Origin of the sequence: Klebsiella sp. 10-1, assembly GCF_009758445.1 — a bacterium.
Classification (GTDB): domain Bacteria; phylum Pseudomonadota; class Gammaproteobacteria; order Enterobacterales; family Enterobacteriaceae; genus Klebsiella; species Klebsiella scottii.
The window spans coordinates 1,437,360-1,458,129 of sequence record NZ_WQRE01000001.1 but is presented as its reverse complement, the minus strand read 5'-3'; the positions used below and the strand labels follow the sequence as shown (position 1 = coordinate 1,458,129).

The window sequence follows — 20,770 nt, the reverse complement described above, 5'->3', positions numbered from 1 at the left end:
TGCTACCAGCGCTGGCCGGGATAGGCGCGCTGCAGATACTGCATCTCCGCGAGCATCGGTCCGAGGTGTTCGCTGTGCAAACCCTGCTTGCCGCCGCTGCGAAACGCCGCCTCCTCGGGGATCTGCAGACCCGACTCCAGCAGCGCGGTATGCACCGCGCTCTGCCACGGCCCCTGAAGCTCGCGCGGGTCGACGGCAATCCCCTGCTCGACCAGGCTCAGCTCCAGCGCGTCGGCCATAAACAGTTCGCCGGTAAAGCGCCACAGGCCCTCAACCGCCTGCTGCATTTTTTGCGCCGAGAGCGGCGTGCCGTTGCCCAGCCGTTCGAGCCAGCCGCGGCTGAAACGCAGGTGATAGCGCACCTCCTTCAGCCCCTTGGCGGCGATGGCGGCAAGCTGCGCATCGCGGCTCTCCGCCAGGCGGGTGAACAGCTCTACGTGCCAGGCGTCGATAAAAAGCTGGCGGGCGATGGTGTCGGCGAAGCTGCCGTTCGGCTGCTCCACCAGCAGCAGGTTGTGAAACTGACGCTCGTCGCGGCCAAAGGCCAGGGTGTCTTCGTCCCCGCTCCCCGCCAGCTCCGCCGCGTAGCTGAGAAAGTTACGCGCCTGGCCGAGCAGGTCGAGGCCGATATTGGCCAGCGCCAGGTCGATCTCCAGCTCCGGCGCGTGGCCGCACCACGCCCCCAGACGCTGGGCCAGCACCAGGCCGTTATCGCCCAGACGCAGGGCATAGGTTGCAACGGGATTCAGGTTATTCATCGCTGCCTCACATATGTTCCATGCCGTCCGGCACGCTGTAGAAGGTGGGATGGCGGTAGATTTTGCTCTCCGCCGGGTCAAAGAATTCGCCGCGATCTTCCGGCTGCGAAGCGATAATTTCGCTGGCCTTCACCACCCACAGCGAACAGCCTTCGCTGCGGCGGGTATAGACGTCGCGGGCGTTTTCCAGCGCCATCTGGTCGTCGGCGGCGTGCAGGCTCCCCACGTGGCGATGCGAGAGTCCCTGTTTGCTGCGGACAAAAACTTCATATAACGGCCAGTAAACGTTGCTCATCATGCTTCTCCTTACGCCGCGTCGCGGGAGTGTTGTTTTTGCGCATGGGCCAGCGCGGCTTCCCGCACCCACGCCCCCTCTTCCCAGGCTTTACGCCTGGCGGCCAGCCGTTCGTGGTTGCAGATCCCGCGGCCGCTGATCACCTCGTGAAGCTCCTGCCAGTCGATTTCGCCGAAGCGGTAATGTCCGCTGGCTTCGTCAAACTGCAAATCGGGGTCCGGTACTCGCATGCCGAGGATCGCCACCTGCGGCACGGTGTTGTCGATAAAGCGCTGGCGCAGCTCGTCGTTGGAGTGCAGCTTGATCTTCCACGCCATGCTGCGCGCGCTGTTGGGCGAGCTGTCATCGCTGGGGCCAAACATCATCAGCGCCGGCCACCAGAAGCGGTCGATCGCGTCCTGCAGCATCTGCCGCTGCTCATCGCTGCCCTGGGCCAGCACCATGCAGGCTTCAAATCCCTGGCGCTGATGGAAGCTCTCCTCTTTGCAGATTTTGACCATCGCCCTGGCATAGGGGCCGTAGGAGGTGCGGCACAGGGCGACCTGGTTGACGATGGCGGCGCCGTCCACCAGCCAGCCGATCACGCCGATATCCGCCCAGCTCAGCGTGGGGTAGTTAAAAATGGAGGAGTACTTCATCCGCCCGTCGAGCATCTTCTGATAGAGATCTTCCCGGGCGCAGCCGAGGGTTTCCGCCGCGCTGTATAAATAGAGGCCGTGGCCGGCCTCATCCTGCACTTTTGCCAGCAGGATCGCCTTGCGGCGCAGGGTCGGCGCACGGGTGATCCAGTTCCCTTCCGGCAGCATGCCGACGATTTCGGAGTGCGCGTGCTGGCCAATCTGGCGGATCAGCGTCTGGCGATAGGCATCGGGCATCCAGTCCTGCGGTTCGATGGCCGTATCCTGCGCGATGCGCTGGTCAAAGCGTTGTTGTTCTGTCACGTCATCACCTTTATGATTCCTATAAATTCAACAAATCAGTTTTTATGAATCACTTTGTTTTATAAAAGTTACACTCAGGTTAAATAAAACCACAAATTTTGTTTGTTCTTTTTGTGACGATCGCCGCAAAACATTCCGTAACCAGCGTAAATACAGCAACATACAGCCCACCCTTACGGCATCATCGATCACAATGTTAATAAATTATTAAATATAGGCTTGCATTTAATGATTCATAAAATAACTATTTATAGATATTTCACGTAACACATCTGGAGATTCGCGATGCAGCAGTTAGCCAGCTACTTATCCGGCGCCTGGCAGACCGGCCGGGGCCGCACCCGTACTATTCACCACGCCATCAGCGGCGAGGCGCTGTGGGACGTCACCAGCGAAGGGCTGGATATGGCGCAGGCGCGCCGCTTTGCCATCGAGCGCGGCGGCAAAGCGCTGCAGGCTATGACCTTTATTGAGCGCAGCGCGATGCTCAAGGCGGTGGCCAAACACCTGCTGGATCATAAGGCCGACTTTTACGCCATTTCGGCACAAACCGGGGCGACCCGCGCCGACAGCTGGGTCGATATCGAAGGCGGCATCGGCACGTTGTTTACCTACGCCGGGCTGGGCAGCCGGGAGCTGCCGGACGATAACCTGTGGCCGGAAGATGAGCTGATTCCGCTATCAAAACAGGGAGGCTTCGCCGCCCGCCACGTGCTGACCTCAAAGTCCGGCGTGGCGGTACACATCAACGCCTTTAACTTCCCCTGCTGGGGGATGCTGGAAAAGCTGGCGCCCACGTGGCTGGCCGGGATGCCGGCGATCGTCAAACCGGCCACCGCCACCGCTCAGTTGACCCAGGCGATGGTGAAATCTATCGCTGACAGCGGCCTGGTGCCGGAAGGCGCCATCAGCCTGATTTGCGGCGGCGCGGGGGATCTGCTCGACCATCTCGACAGCCAGGACGTGGTGACCTTCACCGGCTCCGCCGCTACCGGCCAGCAGTTGCGCGTGCACCCGAACCTGGTGGCGAAATCCATCCCCTTCACCATGGAGGCCGACTCGCTGAACTGCTGCGTGCTGGGCGACGACATCACCCCGGAGCAGCCGGAGTTCGCGCTGTTTATTCGCGAAGTGGTGCGCGAAATGACCGCCAAAGCCGGGCAGAAATGTACCGCTATCCGCCGGATCATCGTGCCGCAGGCGCAGATCAACGCGGTGAGCGAGGCGCTGATCGCTCGCCTGCAGAAGGTGGTGGTTGGCGATCCGGCGCAGGAAGGCGTCAAGATGGGGGCACTGGTGAACGGCGAGCAGCGTCGGGACGTGCAGGAGAACGTCAATAAGCTGATTGCGGCCGGCTGCGAAATCCTCCTCGGCGGCCGGGCGGATCTCAGCGCCGCCGGGGCCTTTTTCCCGCCGGCGCTGCTGTTCTGCCCGCAGCCGGATGAAACCCCGGCGGTGCACGCCATCGAAGCCTTCGGCCCGGTAGCAACCCTGATGCCGTACCAAAACCGCGAGCACGCCCTGGCCCTCGCCCGGGCGGGCGAAGGTAGCCTGGTGGCGACGCTGGTCACCGCCAGCGGCGAGCTGGCGCGAGAATTTATTCTCGCCGCCGCCCGCTGCCACGGCCGTATTCAGATCCTCAACGAAGAGTCGTCCGCCGAGTCCACCGGCCACGGCTCTCCGCTACCGCAGCTGGTTCACGGCGGGCCGGGCCGGGCGGGAGGCGGCGAGGAGCTCGGCGGCCTGCGCTCGGTGAAGCACTATATGCAGCGCACGGCGATTCAGGGCAGCCCGACCATGCTGGCCGCCATCTCCAGACAGTGGGTTCGCGGCGCGCAGGTGGCTGAGGACCGCATCCATCCGTTCCGCAAATATTTCGAAGAGATCCAGCCCGGTGACAGCCTGCTGACGCCGCGCCGCACGCTGACCGAGGCGGATATCGTCAATTTTGCCTGCCTGAGCGGCGACCACTTCTACGCCCACATGGATAAGATTGCCGCCGCCGAGTCGATTTTCGGCGAGCGCGTGGTGCACGGTTATTTCCTGATCTCCGCGGCCGCCGGGCTGTTCGTCGACGCCGGCGTCGGGCCGGTTATCGCCAACTACGGCATGGAAAACCTGCGCTTTATCGAGCCGGTGAAGCCGGGAGACACCATCCAGGTGCGCCTGACCTGCAAGCGCAAAACGGTCAAGCGCCAGCGTACGGCGGAAGAGCAAGCCACCGGCGTCGTCGAGTGGGCGGTTGAGATTTTTAACCAGCACCAGCAGCCGGTGGCGCTCTACTCCATTCTGACCCTCGTTGCCCGCCAGCTCGGCGATTTCCCGGCCTGACGGCAAATCAACCGCTCCATCGCCCCGGAACATGGCCGCTACGCCCTGCCCGGGGCATAACTGGCAAATCTGACAAACAACCTGGCAAGAGCAAACAAACGCCTGATGGCCCGGCGCTGATAGCTTAGTGCTACTGAAGCCGACTTTCGCAGCGGCAAGGCACAACACAACAATAAGACGAGGTCACAATGGCAAACGGCTCGATTCTTTCCCCGCGTAAAACGGCTTTGGCCCTGGCTGTCGCCCTGTTTTGCGCCTGGCAGACGCCGGTACTGGCGCACGGTAGCGAAGCGCATATGGTTCCGATGGACAAGACGCTGCAGGAGTTTGGCGCCGACGTGCAGTGGGACGACTATGCCCAAATGTTTACGCTGATCAAAGACGGCGCCTATGTCAAAGTGAAACCCGGCGCCAAAACGGCCATCGTCAACGGCAAGCCGCTTAACCTGCAGGTTCCGGTAGTGATGAAAGAGGGGAAAGCGTGGGTTTCCGAGACCTTTATCAACGACGTGTTCCAGTCCGGCCTCGATCAAACCTTCCAGGTTGAAAAACGCCCCCACCCGCTCAACTCCTTAACCTCGGCGGAAATCAGCGAAGCGGTCACCATCGTCAAAGCGGCGCCGGAGTTCAAGCCGAATACGCGCTTCACCGAAATCTCCCTGCACGAGCCGGATAAAGCGGCGGTGTGGGCTTTCGCCCTGAACGGCACCGCCGTGGACGCCCCGCGCACCGCCGACGTGGTGATGCTCGACGGTAAGCACGTTATCGAGAGCGTGGTCGATTTACAGAACAAGAAAATCCTCTCGTGGAAAGCGATTAAAGACGCCCACGGCATGGTGCTGCTCGACGACTTCGCCAGCGTGCAAAACATCATCAACGCCAGCGATGAGTTTGCCGCGGTGCTGAAAAAGCACGGCATCACCGACACCAAAAAGGTGATTACCACTCCGCTGACCGTCGGCTACTTTGACGGCAAAGATGGCCTGAAACAGGACGCGCGACTGCTGAAGGTGGTGAGCTATCTGGATACCGGCGACGGCAACTACTGGGCGCACCCGATTGAGAACCTGGTGGCGGTGGTCGACCTTGAGCAGAAGAAAATCATCAAGATTGAGGAAGGTCCGGTGATCCCGGTGCCGATGGAGTCCCGCCCTTACGACGGCCGCGACCGCGTGAAGCCGGCGGTCAAGCCGCTGGATATCACCGAGCCGGAGGGCAAAAACTACACCATTACCGGCGACATGATCCACTGGCAGAACTGGGATTTCCACCTGCGGCTGAACTCGCGCGTCGGGCCGATTTTGTCCACTGTGACCTATAACGACAACGGTAAAAAGCGCCAGGTGATGTACGAAGGCTCCCTCGGCGGGATGATTGTCCCGTACGGCGATCCGGACGTGGGCTGGTACTTTAAGGCCTATCTCGACTCCGGTGATTACGGTATGGGCACCCTAACCTCGCCTATCGTGCGCGGCAAAGACGCCCCGGCCAACTCGGTGCTGCTGGATGAAACCATCGCCGACTATACCGGCGCACCAACCACCATCCCACGCGCCGTGGCGATCTTCGAACGCTATGCCGGGCCTGAATATAAGCATCAGGAGATGGGTCAGCCCAACGTCAGCACCGAGCGCCGCGAGCTGGTGGTTCGTTGGATCAGCACCGTCGGCAACTATGACTACATCTTTGACTGGGTATTCCACGAGAACGGCACCATCGGCATCGATGCGGGAGCCACCGGGATTGAAGCCGTGAAGGGCGTACTGGCGAAGACCATGCACGATCCGAGCGCCAAGGAGGATACCCGCTACGGGACGTTGATCGACCATAATATCGTCGGCACCACCCATCAGCATATCTACAACTTCCGCCTGGATCTCGACGTCGACGGCGAGAATAACAGCCTGGTGGCGATGGACCCGGAAGTGAAGCCGAATACCGCCGGCGGCCCGCGGACCAGCACCATGCAGATTAACCAGTACGCCATCGATACGGAACAGAAAGCGGCGCAGAAATTTGATCCGGGCACGATCCGCCTGCTGAGCAACACCACGAAAGAAAACCGGATGGGCAACCCGGTGTCGTACCAGATAATCCCTTACGCCGGCGGGACGCATCCGGTGGCGACCGGCGCCAAGTTTGCCCCCGATGAGTGGATTTATCATCGTCTGAGCTTTATGGATAAGCAGCTGTGGGTCACCCGCTATCATCAGGAAGAGCGCTACCCGGAAGGCAAGTATCCTAACCGTTCGATTCACGATACCGGCCTTGGTCAGTACGCGAAAGATAACGAGTCGCTGGACAACCATGATGACGTGGTGTGGATAACCACCGGCACCACCCACGTGGCGCGCGCCGAAGAGTGGCCGATTATGCCTACCGAATGGGCCCACGCGCTGCTGAAGCCGTGGAACTTCTTCGACGAAACCCCGACTCTCGGCGAGAAGAAGAAGTAACCGCAGCGCCGCCGGAGAGGACTCCGGCGGCGTTATCTATATCTACGGCAACCCGGAGAGAGCCTTCCGGGGCTAACTGAAATCGAGCAGGATTTTGCTCTCTCTTCCCTGCCGGCGGCTGGCGACGATGGCTTCCTGCCAGCGCTGAAAAGGCAGCACCTGCGCCGCGGGCATGATGGTCTGAGGCAACAGCCGCCAGATGTCGCTAAACGCCGCCCGCCACTCATCGACGCCTGACGCCGGCAGCGCCTCGCGCAGATGAAATTTACTCACCCGCGCGCCGTCGCGCGATTGCATCAGCGGCGCGCCGGAAAGCAGGCCGTAGGAGATCAGCGTCGAAGATGCCGGCAACATAGCCAGCATCTCGCTGGACGACTCGCCGCCCACCGCATCAAACAGCAGATCGGTCTGCTGGAGCACCTGACCGAGCATGCCGCGATCCGTCGTCATCAGCGGATAAACCCCCTGCCGCTCCAGCCCGGCGCGATGCTGCGCGGAACGAATCACCCCGCACACCGAACGCGCGCCCATCCGCAGCGCCCACTGGCCCAGCAGGCTGGCGCAGGATGAGGCGGCGGCGGTCAGCACGATATTCTTCCCCGCCACCGGCCAGCGTCTGAGCATCAGCAGCGCGGTCAGGGGATTGATATAGCCCCGCGCGGCGAGCCTGTCGTCAATCCCGTCCGGCACCGGCACCAGCCACTCCCCGGCGATATCCAGATAGCTCTGCCAGGTTCCTTCGCCGCGCAGCGGCAGCACGCGCTGGCCGGGCGCAGCGCCCGAGTCCGGCGATGCTGCGACCACCACGCCCACCCCTTCATAGCCGGCAACGGCGGGAAGCGTCGTGCGGTGGCGGTAGGCGCCAGTGACGGGGATGAGATCGGAAGGATTAAGCGGCGCATAGCGCATTTGCACGCGTACTTTCCCCACCGCCAGCGCCGGCAGAGGCTGCGTTTGCAGGGTCAGCACGCGCTCAGGCGGCCCGTAACGATGGTAGCAGATGGCGTGGTTGAGCATATTCCGCACGGCACAATAAAAGCAGGATAATAGCAGAGTCTGCGCCTCGAATTCCTGCGGTCATTGTGTCCCTCAGCCCGGCCCGTCGCTGGCGGCGGCCAGCAGCGGTACGATAAGATCGCTCAGCGGCGTCGGGATGCCGTGCTGGCGCCCGCGTCGCTGCACCACGCCGTTGCGGATATCCCACTCCAGCGGCAGCCCGGCCTCGCGGTCGATCAGGATGGAGGTACTCAGATCGGCCGGCGCGCGGTGAAAGACCTCAACGATCTCCTGCGGCACGCTATCGCTTAATAGTGCGCCCTCGGCGCGCGCAACGCTCAGGCATTCGCGCAGATAGGCTAAGGCCACGCCGGTAATATCCTCCCGGGCAAACATGCCGGCGCGACGCCCCGCCAGCACCATCAGGCCGGCGACGGCGTTCTGCAGCAGCTTGCGCCACGCCACGGTGGTGAAATCAGCGGCCAGATCCACGGCGCAGCGGGTCCCGCGCAGCGCTTCCTGCACCAGCCTGGCCTGCGCGGTGTCGGGTAGCGTCAGCCTCGGGGCCGCGCGCAGCCACACGGAGGCGTCAGCTTCCCGCAGCGCCGGAAACCACACCACGGCAGGCAGCACCGCGGCCCCCGCAACCCTGGCGGCAAACTGCTCCTGCTGTTCAACGCCGTTTTGCAGCACGCATACCAGCGTATTTTTATCGCACAGCGCCGTCAGCCATGCGGCAATACCGTCAATCTGCGTCGCCTTTACCGCAACGAAAACCAGATCGAACGGGCGCGCAATAGCCGCAGGATCGGTCAGCACCGGTCCGGGCACGCTAATCTGTCCGCCGTCGAAACGCAGCGATAGCTGCTGATGAGCGGTACGCCCGCAAACCACCGGCGTACGGCCGACCTCATGCAGCGCAGCCGCGATGGTGGTACCGATGGCGCCGGGGCCAATAAGCGCAACTGCAGGTTGCTTCGACATGACTATCGCCTCCTGATGGGTATTTCCCGCCCTGACGGCGAGAAGAGAAAACAAACAGTAGCGACAAATCACCGCCTTCAGCAAGTCCCGGTCCGCAGAAAACGATTATTCACGGCCCGGGGCCGGTTTAACGGCTGATGGTCAGGGAGACGCTGCCGCGGTTGTTATCGTACATCTGCCAGGCGTCGTTGGCCCAGGCGTATAAATAGCCGCTCCTGGCCGGCGTAAAGCGACATTCGCTGCCAATGACAAAGATCTGATGCAGCTGCTGAGGAACGGCAGGCGCGGCGGCGGCGCTATTGGCGACCACGCCAATTAACGCGAACCACGGCGCCGTGCCAACGCGTCTGCTCAGCCAAAAATCGACGTCCTGATTTTTCGTCGCCCCTTTCCACAGCATCTCCAGCTTATCGGTTACGGAAGCCAGGATCTGCGCCGCCTCGCCGGGATAAAACTTCCCGTCGTCGGTGCCGTCGGCATCGCAGGGAATCGAGCTGTCCATCCATTTTCCCGAAGCGCTGAACCGGTACTCGACGCCCGCCTCCAGCCAAACTCCGGTTTCGTTCCAGCGTTCACGGGCAAAGACGTCAAGCGTCACCGGATGCCCGGACGTCAGCGCCCTGAGGCGCCGGTAGCTTCCGTGGAGCAGCGAAGGCTGGCTTTGACGCCGCACAACGCTGTCATCAATATCGGCGCTGCCTGCCACAATCTGCGGCACCCCGCGCGGGCAGGTGTGCAGCAGCTTAAACACCCCGGTCACCGAATCGTGCAGCAGGCCCTGAGCGTCGGGCCTGAGCTGGGTAGCGATATCAGGGTGCAGCTCAAGGCCGAGATCGCGCGCTTCGGACATCATCCACTGCAGAGGGATATCCGATAGTCCGCACTGCGCGTAGCCGCCGCCAACGTCCGAGTGCACGCCGACGAACCAGCGCTGCTTCACCCGCGGGTTTGCCGCCACGTTATCCCACAGCGTCGGGATAAAGCTTTGCCGCTGCTCGTCCAGCGCCAGCGCGTGGCGGGCGTTTTTGACGATCGGGCTCAAGGAGGTATCGTGGAACGCATACTTTTTCGGGTCGTCCAGCAGGTTGGCTAAGGCCAGATCGTCAGGGATCCCCAGCGAGCCCACCGTTTCCCAGACGCCAATAAAATAGATCGGCACGCTCTCTTTGGTGGGATTTCCCGTGGCGACCTCATAGAAAGGCCGCCCGACGCTGGCAATCACCGCCGGCGCGCTGGCCGCCGGCCGTCGGTAAAGGCTGAACAGATCGTTGATGTCCTCCCAGACTTTGTCGTCGCCGGTTCCGGCTCCGCCGGCATTTAATAAACCGCAGCGTGAAATCATTCCTCCAAGGCTTCTTACCGTATAAGCCCCGCGGCTAAAGCCAAATAACCATATTTTATCGCCGGGTCGATAGTTGGTCGCCAGCCAGTAATAGGCGCTAATAATATTTTTATCCAGACCGTCGCCTATGCCGCCGCCAATATAACGATCGACCATGCCGCCGTCGGTGCCAACGCCGGGATGATAATAAACGCGCTGGCCGCTATTTTCCGCCACGGCGTTGCGCAGTTTGACCACGTTCGTCGGCGCGGGTTTGCCGTCATCAAGCTGCTGGGGCGTATTCCAGGTACCGTCACAAAAGACCAGTAAGTTCATATGAACCTCATCGACAGGCCGTGTTAGAAGGGGTGGGTTTAACAAATTAAAAATAGCAGACTGTAATCGGTTCAGGAGAACAATTAAAAAACGCCCGGCGACTCCCGGGTTGTTTAGCAGCAGGTGCCGACGGAGCATTTGGCTGGCACGCCAATCAAGTCAACGTTATTACGGGGATCGTCATGAGGACAGCAACTCACCGGCCGTCGTGGTGAACGATTTATGCAAAATAAATTCATTAAGCCAGCCGCAAAAGCTGGAGGCTATATTTAAAACCTGCGCCGGATATGAGGAAAATATAATTTTCTGGTATAAAAAAGTGAAAAAAAGCGCCGACGCTCTTTATTGCTTTTATTCACGGTATTAGCGGTGATTGCCACTATTGCCGGAGAGCAAAGATGGGCGTTAGGGCGATACCGCGCCTGTAATCCGCGCCGGTAGCCGGATTGCAGGCGCCGGGCTCAGCGGCTAATAGCGCACGCAGACCGATTTCGTTTCACACCAGTCATCCAGCCAGTCCGGGCCGAAGTCGCGCCCGGTGCCGGACTGCTTCATGCCGCCAAACGGCAGGTTGGCGTCGATAAGCGTATGGCTGTTGACCCATACCGTGCCCGCCTGCAGGCGCTCGGTGTAGCTCAGCGCCTGGCTCAAATCGCCGGTCCAGACGCTGGCCGTCAGGCCAAAGTCGCTGTCGTTGGCGAGACGCAGCGCCTCTTCGCCATCGGCGACGCGCACCAGGTTCACTACCGGGCCAAAGACCTCCTCTCTGCTGAGCCGCAGCCCGGCATCGGGGTTAATCACCAGCGTCGGCGCAATGTAGTAGCCCTTGCCGTCCGGCCCGCTGTTGCCGGTAATTAGCTCCGCATTGTGCTGCCGCGCCTGATCGAGATAGGCGGCGACTTTGTCGCAGTGCGCCCGGGAGACCACCGGGTTAATGTGGGTTGACTCCAGCATTCCCGGACCGACCTGTAGCGACTTCACCGCCTGCTCAAAGCCGCTCACCAGGGTATCGAACAGCGGCGCTTCGATATAGATCCGCGAGCTGGCGGCGCACACCTGCCCCTGATTGAGGAAGCTGCCGGTCATCAGCCCTTCAATCACCCACTCCGGATTGGCGTCTTTCAGGACAATGGCCGGGTTTTTGCCGCCCAGCTCAAGCGTTACGCGGGTCAGCCGGTCGGCGGCCACGCGGGCAATCTGTTTGCCGGTCGCCGTCGAGCCGGTAAAGCTCACCTTTGCCACCTGCGGATGCGAGGTTAACGCCGCGCCGCACTCCGCCCCGCTGCCGGTGACCACGTTAAATACGCCATCCGGCACGCCGGCTTCGCTCGCCAGTTCCGCCACGCGCAGCAGGGTCAACGGCGTCGTTTCCGAGGGCTTAATCACGATGGAGCAGCCTGCCGCCAGCGCCGGCATCACCTTCCACATGCCGATCATCAGCGGGAAGTTCCACGGCACGATCCCCGCCACCACCCCGACCGGCTCCTTGCGGGTCCACGCCTGGTAGCGCGCGCCCTGCGGGAACGGAATCGACACGTCCAGCGTGCGGCCGCTGATCTTGGTGGTCAGCCCGGCGGTATAGCGCATCCAGTTCAGCGTGCAGCCGACTTCAAAGGCGCGGGAGATGTTAATCGATTTGCCCTGTTCCAGCGTCTCCAGCTGCGCCAGCTCCTCGCCGTGCTGCTCCACCAAGTCGGCAAAGCGCAGCAAAATACGTTCACGATCGGCCGGGGTACGTCCGGCCCAGCTGCGGGAGACAAACGCGCGCCACGCCGACATCACGGCGCGATCGACGTCCGCGGCGCCGGCATCCGCCGTGCTGGCGATGGCCTCTCCGGTCGCCGGATTCCAGACGGTCAGCCGCTTATCGCTCTGCGCCGCCTGCTGGCTGCCGTCGATATACACGCCATGCTGCCGGTCTAAAAACTGCTGTACGCTGGCAAGCAGCGCTACCTGTGCTGTGGACATATCGCTTCCTTATTCCTTACGGATCGTGAATTCAGTCTACGACGCGCTCAGGCTGCACGCTTTTTTCTCTGTGACATTCGTTTTTGCCGCTGTGACAGCCGCCGCAATTAGGCATATTGCGCGGGCAAAAATGTGCCTCAGGTAATAGTTCTTTCATATACTCCGCGCTTCGCTCTTGTTTGGCACAGCGTAAATGCAACAATGCGAAAACATTATTATTACAAGAGACGAGCTATGGCGGCGGCAGATAACGGACAGGACTACCAGCACTGGTTGGCGAAAATCAATCAGGTCTGCGGACATTTTGCCGCGCGTCCCCTGGACAGCGACTTTCACGGGGAGATAGATGCCAGCTATGCCGGCAATCTCAAGGTCAGCACCGTCACCGCGCGCGGCGTCAATCTGTACCGCACCCGCAACGAAATCAAGCGCGATAACGATGCCTGGTTTTATACCGTGTTCCAGCTCTCCGGCCAGGCGGCCATTGAGCAGGACGATCGTCAGGTGGTGCTGGAAGCGGGCGATATCACGCTGATCGATGCCTCCCGCCCCTGCTCTATCTTCTGGCAGCAAACCTCGCGCCAGGCGTCGCTGCTGCTGCCCCGCCAGCTGCTGGAGCAGCAGCTGCGCGGGAGCGAAATCCGCGTCGTCACCCGGCTGGAGAAATCCCTGCCGATGGTGCAGCTAAGCCAGCGCCTGCTGCACGAAAGCATGAGCAGCCCGGCGCTTTCGCAGAGCGAGAGCGAGGCCGCGCTGGAGGCCATCGTCTGCCTGCTGCGCCCGATGCTGCACCATCACGATGGGCAGCCGTCGCGTCGGGAGAAGCAGTTTCAGAAAATTATGGCTTTGATTGATGAGTCGATTCAGGCGGAGCATCTGCGCCCGGAGTGGCTGGCCAGCGAAACGGGGATGTCGGTGCGCAGCCTCTACCGGCTGTTCGCCGATAAGGGGCTGGTGGTGGCCCAGTATATTAAGAACCGGCGTCTGGATCTTTGCGCCAGGGCGCTGAGCAACGCCCACGATGATGAAAAGCTGGCGGGGATCGGCTATCGCTGGGGATTTAGCGACCATAGCCACTTCTCGACCGCCTTTAAGCAGCGCTTCGGCGTTTCGCCGGGAGAGTACCGCAAACGCTGCCGCTGATTATTTACGCAGCCATTTACCGTTCAGGCCCTGCACGTATTCACCCGACTGCGCCCGCGTAACCAGCTTCTGGCCGGCCATTTTCGCCACCTCATCCACCGGCAGGTTGTTATCATCCGCCAGCCGCTGATAGCCTTCGCTACGCGCGGCGTTGATCTGCTTCACCAGATCCAGAGTTTCCCGATCCTGGCGCAGCGGGGCAAGATAGCCGCTGAGCGTTTCGCCAACCCGTCCCTGCTCCCGCGCCTCGCCGAGCGTCAGGGCCATCGCCGAGGTGCTAAAGAGCGCCAGCGCCAGGGCGGTCGTCAACAGTCGTTTTCTCATCGCCACCTCAGAATAGATCGCTACGCGACTTGAGCAGATCCTCAACGTCCTTATCCACTTTAATATGAATCTCATGTTCAATTTTGACATTCATATTGATGGTGATCGGCTCCTTCGATGCCGCAATCTCAATCCGCGGCGTACAGCCCGTCAGCAGTACCGTCGTTGCCAGCAGCATCGTTAGCAATTTTATCATCGTTGTTCCTTAGAGCCTGTCCCAACAGGCGTACAGTGTTGCTTATCCTTACAGCGCTGAGCGGGAAGCGCCGCATTCTGTTCAAGCCATGCCTGCAGGTTGTCGCCGAAGCGCAGGCTGCGCCACAGGTCAAAAATGTTCTCTTCATGAGAGTAGTTGAGATGCACCGTATTACTTCTCTCCCCGACGCGGCTGGTGCCGCTAATCGTCGCCTGCAGCGTCAGGACGCCCAGATTATCGAGATTAATGCGCGTCCACGAGCGGGCGATCTCCATATAGCGCAGCCAGTTAATCGCCGCGCCCGCCGAAATATTGTCTTTAACCATCGCATCGGCCATATCCTGGTCGAGCCGCAGGGTCATCGGGCCGGGGTTGCTCAACCAGCCGTCCTTGATTATCCATTTGTCATTATCCAGCCACAGCGGCAGCGCGCCGTTAAAGGCCCCGGACATGGCGAACTGTTTGGTATTCACCGCGCTCACCAGCTCGCTGCTGGAGATGTGCCGCAGGCGCAGCAGCGCCGGATCGCGCTGCGGCATGCGCAGCTGCTGCATGGTCAGTTGGCCGCCGAGAATATCGACGCTGACGTTACTTAGCTGTAGCGGGTTGCTTTCGCTCCAGGGGTATGAGCCCTGCAGGTCGGCGGAGAGATTACGCGCCGTCACCTGGTTGATTATCTCGCCGATGCGCAGCGAAACCGGCCGCCGGGTGCCGAGCTGCCAGGTCCCCTGTCTGAAGCGAAACGGCAGCACGAAATCGACGCCGTTGATCTGATTATCCGGCATCCAGGCGCTACCGCCTTTCAGTACCCCGTGCCCGCCGGCCTCAAAGCCCTGATCGGCGGCGGCAGAGAAGGCCACCTGGGCGTACAGCGACCCTTCGCGCAGGTTCATTTTCCACTCCGGCGGCAGCAGCGGCTGGAAGACGGTCAGCGACTGCTTCGGCCACCACGCCTGGCCGCGCAGACGCTCGCCGTCCCAGCGGCCGGCCAGCCGCACGGGGCCGATTTTATCGGCGTGCAGCGAACCGTTAAACTGGAACCAGGTCGGGTCGCGCCCGTTGAGGCTAAATTTCAGCGTCGAGGGCGGCAGTTCGCTGCCGCTGCTAAAGCTGGTTTTGCCGGCATCCAGCGACAGTGCGCCGGTCAGCTTCGGATGCTGTTCGTCGCGCAGCCAGCGAATCGGCTGTTCCAGGGTCAGCCGAGGGGAGCTGACCAACATAGTGCCGTACTGCAGCTTATCAAATCCGGTGGACAGGCTGTTCAGGACGATGGCGCTGTCCACCCACTCTCCCGCGCCCTTCACGTCCCAACGCGCCTGCATCGGCGTGAAGTGGCCGTCGCCCCAGTAGCGCCACTGCCAGCGGCCGCGGTCGGGCATAAAATTGTCGGCCTTGCCGTCAAGATGCAGCGTGAAGTCGCCCATCTCCTGCTCGTGAGCGCGCAGAATAGCCTGCAGCCGGCCGTCCACGCCCTGCCGGGTAACCTGTACCCCCGCCAGCGGCAGGCGTATTTCATCAATATTCAGTGAGTCAATCACCCGCCCGCGCGAACGCAGCAGCGCGCCGGGGTGGAAAGTCAGCTCCGGCGCGGTGAGCGGGCCGCTCAGCCTGGCCGGCAGCGCGGCGTAAACGATAAGATCCCCGAGCTTCGCCTCGCCGGTCAGCCGCAGCGGCATATCGCTGCTATCCATGCTCAGCTTGCCGGGGCCCACGTTCAGAACCGCGTTGCCCTTCCCGGCCTCCCCTTGGGTCAGCACGTTCAGGCGCCCGCTGACCTGCATATTCTCGGTTCCCTGCTGCCAGTCGTCGACCGCCAGCGCCACGCGGCCGCTCAGCGGATAGCCGGCATATTCGGTGCTCCAGCGACCATCGCTAATCGCAATGCGTTCGGGGGTAATTTCCCACGGCAGGTCGAGCATCGGCTGCACCTCACCCCGCGGCGTCACCAGCAGCTGCCCGCGGTTTTTCTGCCACTCCAGCTCGGCGTCAACCAGCCCCGGCTCCTGCGGAAATTCAAAGGTGCTCAGCAGATAGCCGTCAACCGGGAAACCGTCCGGCACCAGCGGCATATGGAACTCGCCGACCAGCCTGACCGGAGCCTGGCCTTCAACCAGCCGCGCGGAGAAGTCGCTGACGGTCAGCGCCTGACCGCGCAGGCGGGCCTGCACGCTGACCTCCGGCCCGCTGTAGCCGATATCCTGCTGCGTCGGCGTCAGCGACATCACCAGCCGCCCCTGCCATTTTTCCCACGGCGACAGGCGCAGGTTCTCAATGGTCAGCCAGCTATAGGGCAGCATGGACTGCCATTCCGCCAGGGTACGCGGTGCGCCGGGCGCGGGTTCACTCTCCGGGAGCTTGCTCAGGCAGACGCTGTTGATATCCAGTTCATCGAGATGCAGGCGCCAGCGGCTAGGGTGGGAAAGTTCGGCATTGGTGACTCTTGCCAGCTCGCAGTCGCCAACCATGTAACGTAAATCGGGGATACGCAGCGCGGTGCGCGTCAGGCGCGGGCTGTCGGTAAGCGAGATCCGGGTCCCCGCCGGGAGCCAGATCCCGGCCAGCGTCGGCACCCAGTGGGTCAGCGTAGACAATAGCGCCAACGGGAGCAAAAGGAGTGCTAACACCAGCGCGATAGCGGCTTTATATTTACCCTTCATGGGCGCTTAATATCCTGAATCAACAATAGTATATGCCGAATGTAGCGCTTATTGTGGCACGTTCGACCAGTGAGTTAAAGTTTGCGTCCTGCCTAAGAATAGCCGCTGCGCCGCCATCGTCGCGACGATTTTTGACCCGCCGCTGATTTAGCCTTCATTTAGCCAGTCCCTGTCACACTGGCTGTTCGTCATCAGAGCAGGCCGGAGGGGGAGCGTGGCGTTTATCTACTCGCTGATTGAGTCGGCACAGAGCCACTATGCGCTGCTACTGCTGCTGGTGTTCCTGCTGACGTTTATTAAATCCTGCGCCATCGTCTCGCTGCTGGTGCCCGGCACGTCCGGCCTGCTGCTGCTCGGCACCCTCGCGTCCGCCAGCCTCGGGCATTTTTTGCTAATGTGGCTCAGCGCCGGGCTCGGGGCAATCGGCGGATTCTGGCTCTCCTGGCTGGCAGGACGCCGCTACCGGCACCATCTCCACCGCCTGCGCTGGCTTAGCGCCGAGCGCCTCGCCCGCAGCCAGCTGTTTTTGCGCCGCCACGGGGCCTGGGCGGTATTTTTCAGCCGCTTCCTTTCTCCACTGCGCGCCACCCTTCCGCTCGCCAGCGGGGCCAGCGGCACCTCTTTCTGGCGCTTTCAGCTCGCCAACGTCAGCTCCGGCCTGCTGTGGCCGCTGATCCTGCTGGCGCCCGGCGCCTTTAGCTTCAGCCTGGGGTAAAAACGCATTATGTTTTAAAGCGATACCTCGGCGCAGAGATATACTCTAGAATTATGATTATAACCTGTTATTTAAACTAATTTTTAAGAATTGTACGATTATTTTAAATATGCTACCGTGACGGTATAATCACTGGAGAAAAGTCTTATGAAAATCGCTGTGTATAGTACAAAGCAGTACGATAAAAAGTACCTTCAGCATGTTAATGATACATATGGCTTTGAACTCGAGTTCTTCGATTTCCTGTTAACCGAAAAAACCGCGAAAACGGCCAACGGCTGCGAGGCGGTGTGCATTTTCGTTAACGATGACGGCAGCCGCCCGGTGCTGGAAGAGCTGAAGTCGCACGGCGTGAAGTACATCGCCCTGCGCTGCGCCGGCTTTAATAACGTCGATCTGGATGCGGCCAAAGAGCTGGGCCTGCGGGTGGTGCGCGTGCCGGCCTATTCGCCGGAAGCGGTCGCCGAGCACGCCATCGGCATGATGATGTCGCTGAACCGCCGCATTCACCGCGCCTATCAGCGTACCCGCGATGCCAACTTCTCCCTCGAAGGCTTAACCGGCTTCACCATGTACGGTAAAACCGCTGGCGTGATCGGTACCGGGAAAATCGGCGTGGCGGCCCTGCGGATCCTGAAAGGATTTGGCATGCGCCTGCTGGCGTTCGATCCATACCCAAGCGCCGCCGCGCTGGATCTCGGCGTCGAGTACGTTGATCTGCAGACGCTGTACGCGCAGTCGGACGTGATCTCTTTGCACTGCCCGCTGACCGATGAGAACTATCATCTGCTGAACCATGCGGCATTCGATCGGATGAAGGATGGCGTGATGATCATCAACACCAGCCGCGGCGCGTTGATTGATTCGCAGGCGGCCATCGACGCCCTGAAGCATCAGAAAATCGGCGCGCTGGGGATGGACGTCTATGAGAACGAGCGCGATCTGTTCTTCGAAGATAAATCCAATGACGTGATTCAGGATGACGTGTTCCGCCGCCTCTCGGCCTGCCATAACGTGCTGTTCACCGGACATCAGGCGTTCCTCACCGCCGAGGCGTTAATCAGTATTTCGCAAACCACCCTCGATAACCTGCGTCAGGTTGACGCCGGTGAAACCTGCGCCAACGCGCTGGTCTGATTTCCTTCTCCTTTTGTGCCCTCCCCCGGTGGGGGGCACATTCAGATAAGCCCCACAGAATTTGCCTGCAGTACAGTTACACTCTGCCTACCTTAAAGATGTGAAATATTTCTGGAGAAAAAATGAATAAGTTTGCTGCACTGCTGGCGGCAGGAATGCTGCTTTCCGGCTGCGTATATAACAGCAAGGTGTCCACCAGCGCGGAGCAGCTTCAGCATCATCGATTTATCCTGACCAGCGTCGACGGTCAGCCGCTTAAGGACGGCACGAAGCCGCTGGAGCTGAGCTTTGGCGAGAAGACGTTCGTCTCAGGCAATATGTGCAACCGCTTTAGCGGCGAAGGCAAGGTATCGGATGGCGAGCTGAAGGTCAAAGAGCTGGCGATGACCCGGATGCTGTGCGCCGATCCGCAGCTTAACGAGCTGGACGCCACGCTCGGCAAAATGCTGCGCGACGGGGCACAGGTCGATCTCACCGAAAATCAGCTGACGCTGGCGACCGCCGATCGGACGTTAGTGTATAAGCTCGCCGATCTGGTTCACTAATTCTACGGGCCGGCTGGCGCGCGTCGGCGCTGCGGGCACGATGCCCGCAGAGGACGTCCGTATGGGGCTGATGCTTAGTAGTTACCGCAGCTGCCGCCGGCCAGCGCCTGCTCGCTGCAGCGCTTGCCGTTAGGCAGCGCGCACATCCCTATCGCCGAGCCGTCCAGCTGACGCGCCACCGACAGCGAGCCGCCAATCATCGCGCAGTTTGCCTGCCCGGTACTGCTCATCGCAGCACGCATGCCCGGTGATACGTGGGCCGCTGTCGCCTGCTGAACAGGTTCACTACTGCAGGCCGACAGTAATAACGCGGCACATCCAACTAAAAACGCAGCTCGCATCGTCTCTCCCCTCGGAAACATCTTAAAATAAACAAACCCAAGAATAATAGGCAGCCCGGCGCCCGACGTCGAGAGGTGAAACAGGTATTTATGCGCCACATTAACATTTTCTAGCAAATTTCCCGGCGGTTCGCCGATCGTCAGCCTGGTGGCCTCTCTCTCCCTGCCCCCCAATAACCGCAGCCGCTCCCGGCAGATAAATTGTTGTGAGTTCGATCATATTTTAAAACATGGCAGTTGACTTAACCGACGGCTGAAAATAGCTTACCGAACTATGATATCGATTTCATAAGAATTCTATGGCAACCATAAAAGACGTAGCAGAAAAAGCCGGGCTATCCGTCACCACAGTCTCCCGCTTCCTGAATAATCATCCCTATATATCTGATGATAAAAAAGAGAAGATCCTGGCGGCGATGAAGGCGCTTGATTACGAGCCAAGTACCGTTGCCCAACAGATGCGCGGCGTGAAAACGCACCGCATTGGGGTGCTTATCTCCCGCATTACCAACCCCTTCTTCGCAAGCCTGGTCGATGCGCTGGAAGTCACCGCGCGTAAAAATGGCTATTCGGTGCTGATCGTGCAAAACCACGACAGCGCCGGGGAGGAGAAGAACTGCCTCGACCTGCTGAAGAAAAAAATCATTGATGGCCTGATTTTGTGCGCAGTTGAGAGCAATAAGAACGTGCTGGAGAAATACCAGCAATATGGCCCGATCCTGCTGTGTAATACCAGCCTCGAGGCCACCAGCCTGCCGGTTGTTAAGGTTGACGATCGCCGCGCGACCTATAACGCCGTGACCTATTTAATCAACAAGGGCTATAAAAATATCGCCTACTCAACCGGGGGCACCTTCGGACAGAAAGGCCACGGCAGCCGAAGAAACCAGGGTTTTATCGACGCCATGCAGGCCGGGAAGCTGGATGTCGATCCCGAGCTAATCTTCCGCCAGATGCATACCTATAAAGACGGACAAGGTCTCGCCGCCAAAATGTTGCAGATGAAGGCCAGCGCGCGCCCCGACGCGATTTTCGCCGGCAGCGATGAGGTCGCCTGCGGCCTGATTGCCGGCCTCACCGCCGGCGGCGTTAACGTTCCGGCGGATCTTGCGGTTGTGGGCTTCGATAATTTGCCGGTGGCGGAGATGATCAACGTCCCTCTCACCACCGTCAGCCAGCCGATTGAGCAACTGGGCAGAATTTCCGTTGAACGCCTGCTCGCACTCATCGCCGGCACCCGCTATCAGTACGACAAGCAGGATTTGCAGTCTGAACTGATTATCAGAGCGTCCGCTTAATTTTTTTACATCAGTATGGTATCGATTT

The 20,770-nt window shown here is 60.6% G+C and carries 18 protein-coding genes; 7 read left to right on the top strand and 11 right to left on the bottom strand.

Features of this window, described 5'->3' with window-relative positions; all coding sequences use genetic code 11:
- Positions 1-2 precede the first annotated feature (2 nt).
- From paaC to paaA, 3 genes are read right to left on the bottom strand one after another with little or no spacing between them, the layout of a single operon-like run.
- Positions 3-758: a 1,2-phenylacetyl-CoA epoxidase subunit PaaC gene (paaC, locus tag GO007_RS06945; RefSeq protein ID WP_095097271.1), complete on the bottom strand. Its 756-nt coding sequence runs from the start codon at positions 756-758 to the stop codon at positions 3-5.
- Between the two features lie 7 nt (positions 759-765).
- Positions 766-1,053: a 1,2-phenylacetyl-CoA epoxidase subunit PaaB gene (gene paaB, locus GO007_RS06940; protein ID WP_095097268.1), complete on the bottom strand. Its 288-nt coding sequence runs from the start codon at positions 1,051-1,053 to the stop codon at positions 766-768.
- A gap of 11 nt (positions 1,054-1,064) precedes the next feature.
- Complete coding sequence (paaA, locus tag GO007_RS06935; RefSeq protein WP_095097265.1) at positions 1,065-1,994, bottom strand: 1,2-phenylacetyl-CoA epoxidase subunit PaaA; 930 nt, start codon at positions 1,992-1,994, stop codon at positions 1,065-1,067.
- 285 nt (positions 1,995-2,279) lie between these two features.
- Between paaA and paaZ the strand changes: the two genes are divergently transcribed.
- Both paaZ and tynA read left to right on the top strand, forming a co-directional pair.
- Positions 2,280-4,325 (top strand): phenylacetic acid degradation bifunctional protein PaaZ, encoded by a 2,046-nt coding sequence (gene paaZ, locus GO007_RS06930; RefSeq protein WP_095097262.1) that lies wholly within the window; start codon positions 2,280-2,282, stop codon positions 4,323-4,325.
- A gap of 188 nt (positions 4,326-4,513) precedes the next feature.
- Entirely contained in the window at positions 4,514-6,781 is a 2,268-nt protein-coding gene (gene tynA / locus GO007_RS06925; RefSeq protein WP_095097260.1) for a primary-amine oxidase, read from the top strand.
- A 72-nt stretch (positions 6,782-6,853) separates the two neighbouring features.
- Here tynA and GO007_RS06920 read toward each other — a convergent pair whose 3' ends face one another.
- The 4 genes from GO007_RS06920 to GO007_RS06905 form a co-directional block, all read right to left on the bottom strand.
- Positions 6,854-7,798 carry a zinc-dependent alcohol dehydrogenase family protein gene (locus GO007_RS06920; RefSeq protein ID WP_095097257.1) on the bottom strand — a complete coding sequence of 315 codons (945 nt, stop codon included), beginning with the start codon at positions 7,796-7,798 and terminating at the stop codon, positions 6,854-6,856.
- Positions 7,799-7,870: 72 nt separating this feature from the next.
- Entirely contained in the window at positions 7,871-8,761 is an 891-nt protein-coding gene (locus tag GO007_RS06915) for an oxidoreductase (RefSeq protein ID WP_095097254.1), read from the bottom strand.
- A gap of 127 nt (positions 8,762-8,888) precedes the next feature.
- On the bottom strand, positions 8,889-10,418 hold the full coding sequence (locus tag GO007_RS06910) for a DUF2235 domain-containing protein (RefSeq protein ID WP_095097251.1): 1,530 nt from the start codon (positions 10,416-10,418) through the stop codon (positions 8,889-8,891).
- Between the two features lie 468 nt (positions 10,419-10,886).
- Positions 10,887-12,386 (bottom strand): aldehyde dehydrogenase family protein, encoded by a 1,500-nt coding sequence (locus tag GO007_RS06905; protein WP_095097248.1) that lies wholly within the window; start codon positions 12,384-12,386, stop codon positions 10,887-10,889.
- A 234-nt stretch (positions 12,387-12,620) separates the two neighbouring features.
- On the opposite strand from GO007_RS06905, the gene feaR reads away from it, so the two are divergent.
- Complete coding sequence (feaR, locus tag GO007_RS06900; protein WP_095097245.1) at positions 12,621-13,529, top strand: transcriptional regulator FeaR; 909 nt, start codon at positions 12,621-12,623, stop codon at positions 13,527-13,529.
- On the opposite strand, the gene GO007_RS06895 is transcribed toward feaR, so the two are convergent.
- From GO007_RS06895 to GO007_RS06885, 3 genes are read right to left on the bottom strand one after another with little or no spacing between them, the layout of a single operon-like run.
- A complete protein-coding gene (locus GO007_RS06895; protein ID WP_095097242.1) occupies positions 13,530-13,853 on the bottom strand; it encodes a YdbL family probable chaperone protein in 324 nt (107 codons plus the stop codon).
- A 7-nt stretch (positions 13,854-13,860) separates the two neighbouring features.
- Positions 13,861-14,031, bottom strand: a complete 171-nt coding sequence (locus GO007_RS06890; RefSeq protein WP_370525527.1) for a YnbE family lipoprotein — start codon at positions 14,029-14,031, stop codon at positions 13,861-13,863.
- A 14-nt stretch (positions 14,032-14,045) separates the two neighbouring features.
- Positions 14,046-16,706, bottom strand: a complete 2,661-nt coding sequence (locus GO007_RS06885; protein WP_095097236.1) for a YdbH family protein — start codon at positions 16,704-16,706, stop codon at positions 14,046-14,048.
- Positions 16,707-16,920: 214 nt separating this feature from the next.
- Here GO007_RS06885 and GO007_RS06880 point away from each other — a divergent pair, with 214 nt between their 5' ends.
- From GO007_RS06880 to hslJ, 3 genes are all read left to right on the top strand, one after another.
- Complete coding sequence (locus GO007_RS06880; protein WP_095097233.1) at positions 16,921-17,421, top strand: DedA family protein; 501 nt, start codon at positions 16,921-16,923, stop codon at positions 17,419-17,421.
- A 147-nt stretch (positions 17,422-17,568) separates the two neighbouring features.
- The gene (locus GO007_RS06875; protein ID WP_095097230.1) at positions 17,569-18,558 is read left to right on the top strand and encodes a 2-hydroxyacid dehydrogenase; all 990 of its coding nucleotides are present in this window, start codon (positions 17,569-17,571) and stop codon (positions 18,556-18,558) included.
- A gap of 122 nt (positions 18,559-18,680) precedes the next feature.
- Positions 18,681-19,103 (top strand): heat shock protein HslJ, encoded by a 423-nt coding sequence (gene hslJ, locus GO007_RS06870; RefSeq protein ID WP_095097226.1) that lies wholly within the window; start codon positions 18,681-18,683, stop codon positions 19,101-19,103.
- A 74-nt stretch (positions 19,104-19,177) separates the two neighbouring features.
- On the opposite strand, the gene GO007_RS06865 is transcribed toward hslJ, so the two are convergent.
- Positions 19,178-19,444 (bottom strand): putative hemolysin, encoded by a 267-nt coding sequence (locus tag GO007_RS06865; RefSeq protein ID WP_041145253.1) that lies wholly within the window; start codon positions 19,442-19,444, stop codon positions 19,178-19,180.
- A 299-nt stretch (positions 19,445-19,743) separates the two neighbouring features.
- Between GO007_RS06865 and GO007_RS06860 the strand changes: the two genes are divergently transcribed.
- Positions 19,744-20,742 (top strand): LacI family DNA-binding transcriptional regulator, encoded by a 999-nt coding sequence (locus GO007_RS06860; RefSeq protein ID WP_095097223.1) that lies wholly within the window; start codon positions 19,744-19,746, stop codon positions 20,740-20,742.
- The last annotated feature ends 28 nt before the right edge of the window (positions 20,743-20,770 follow it).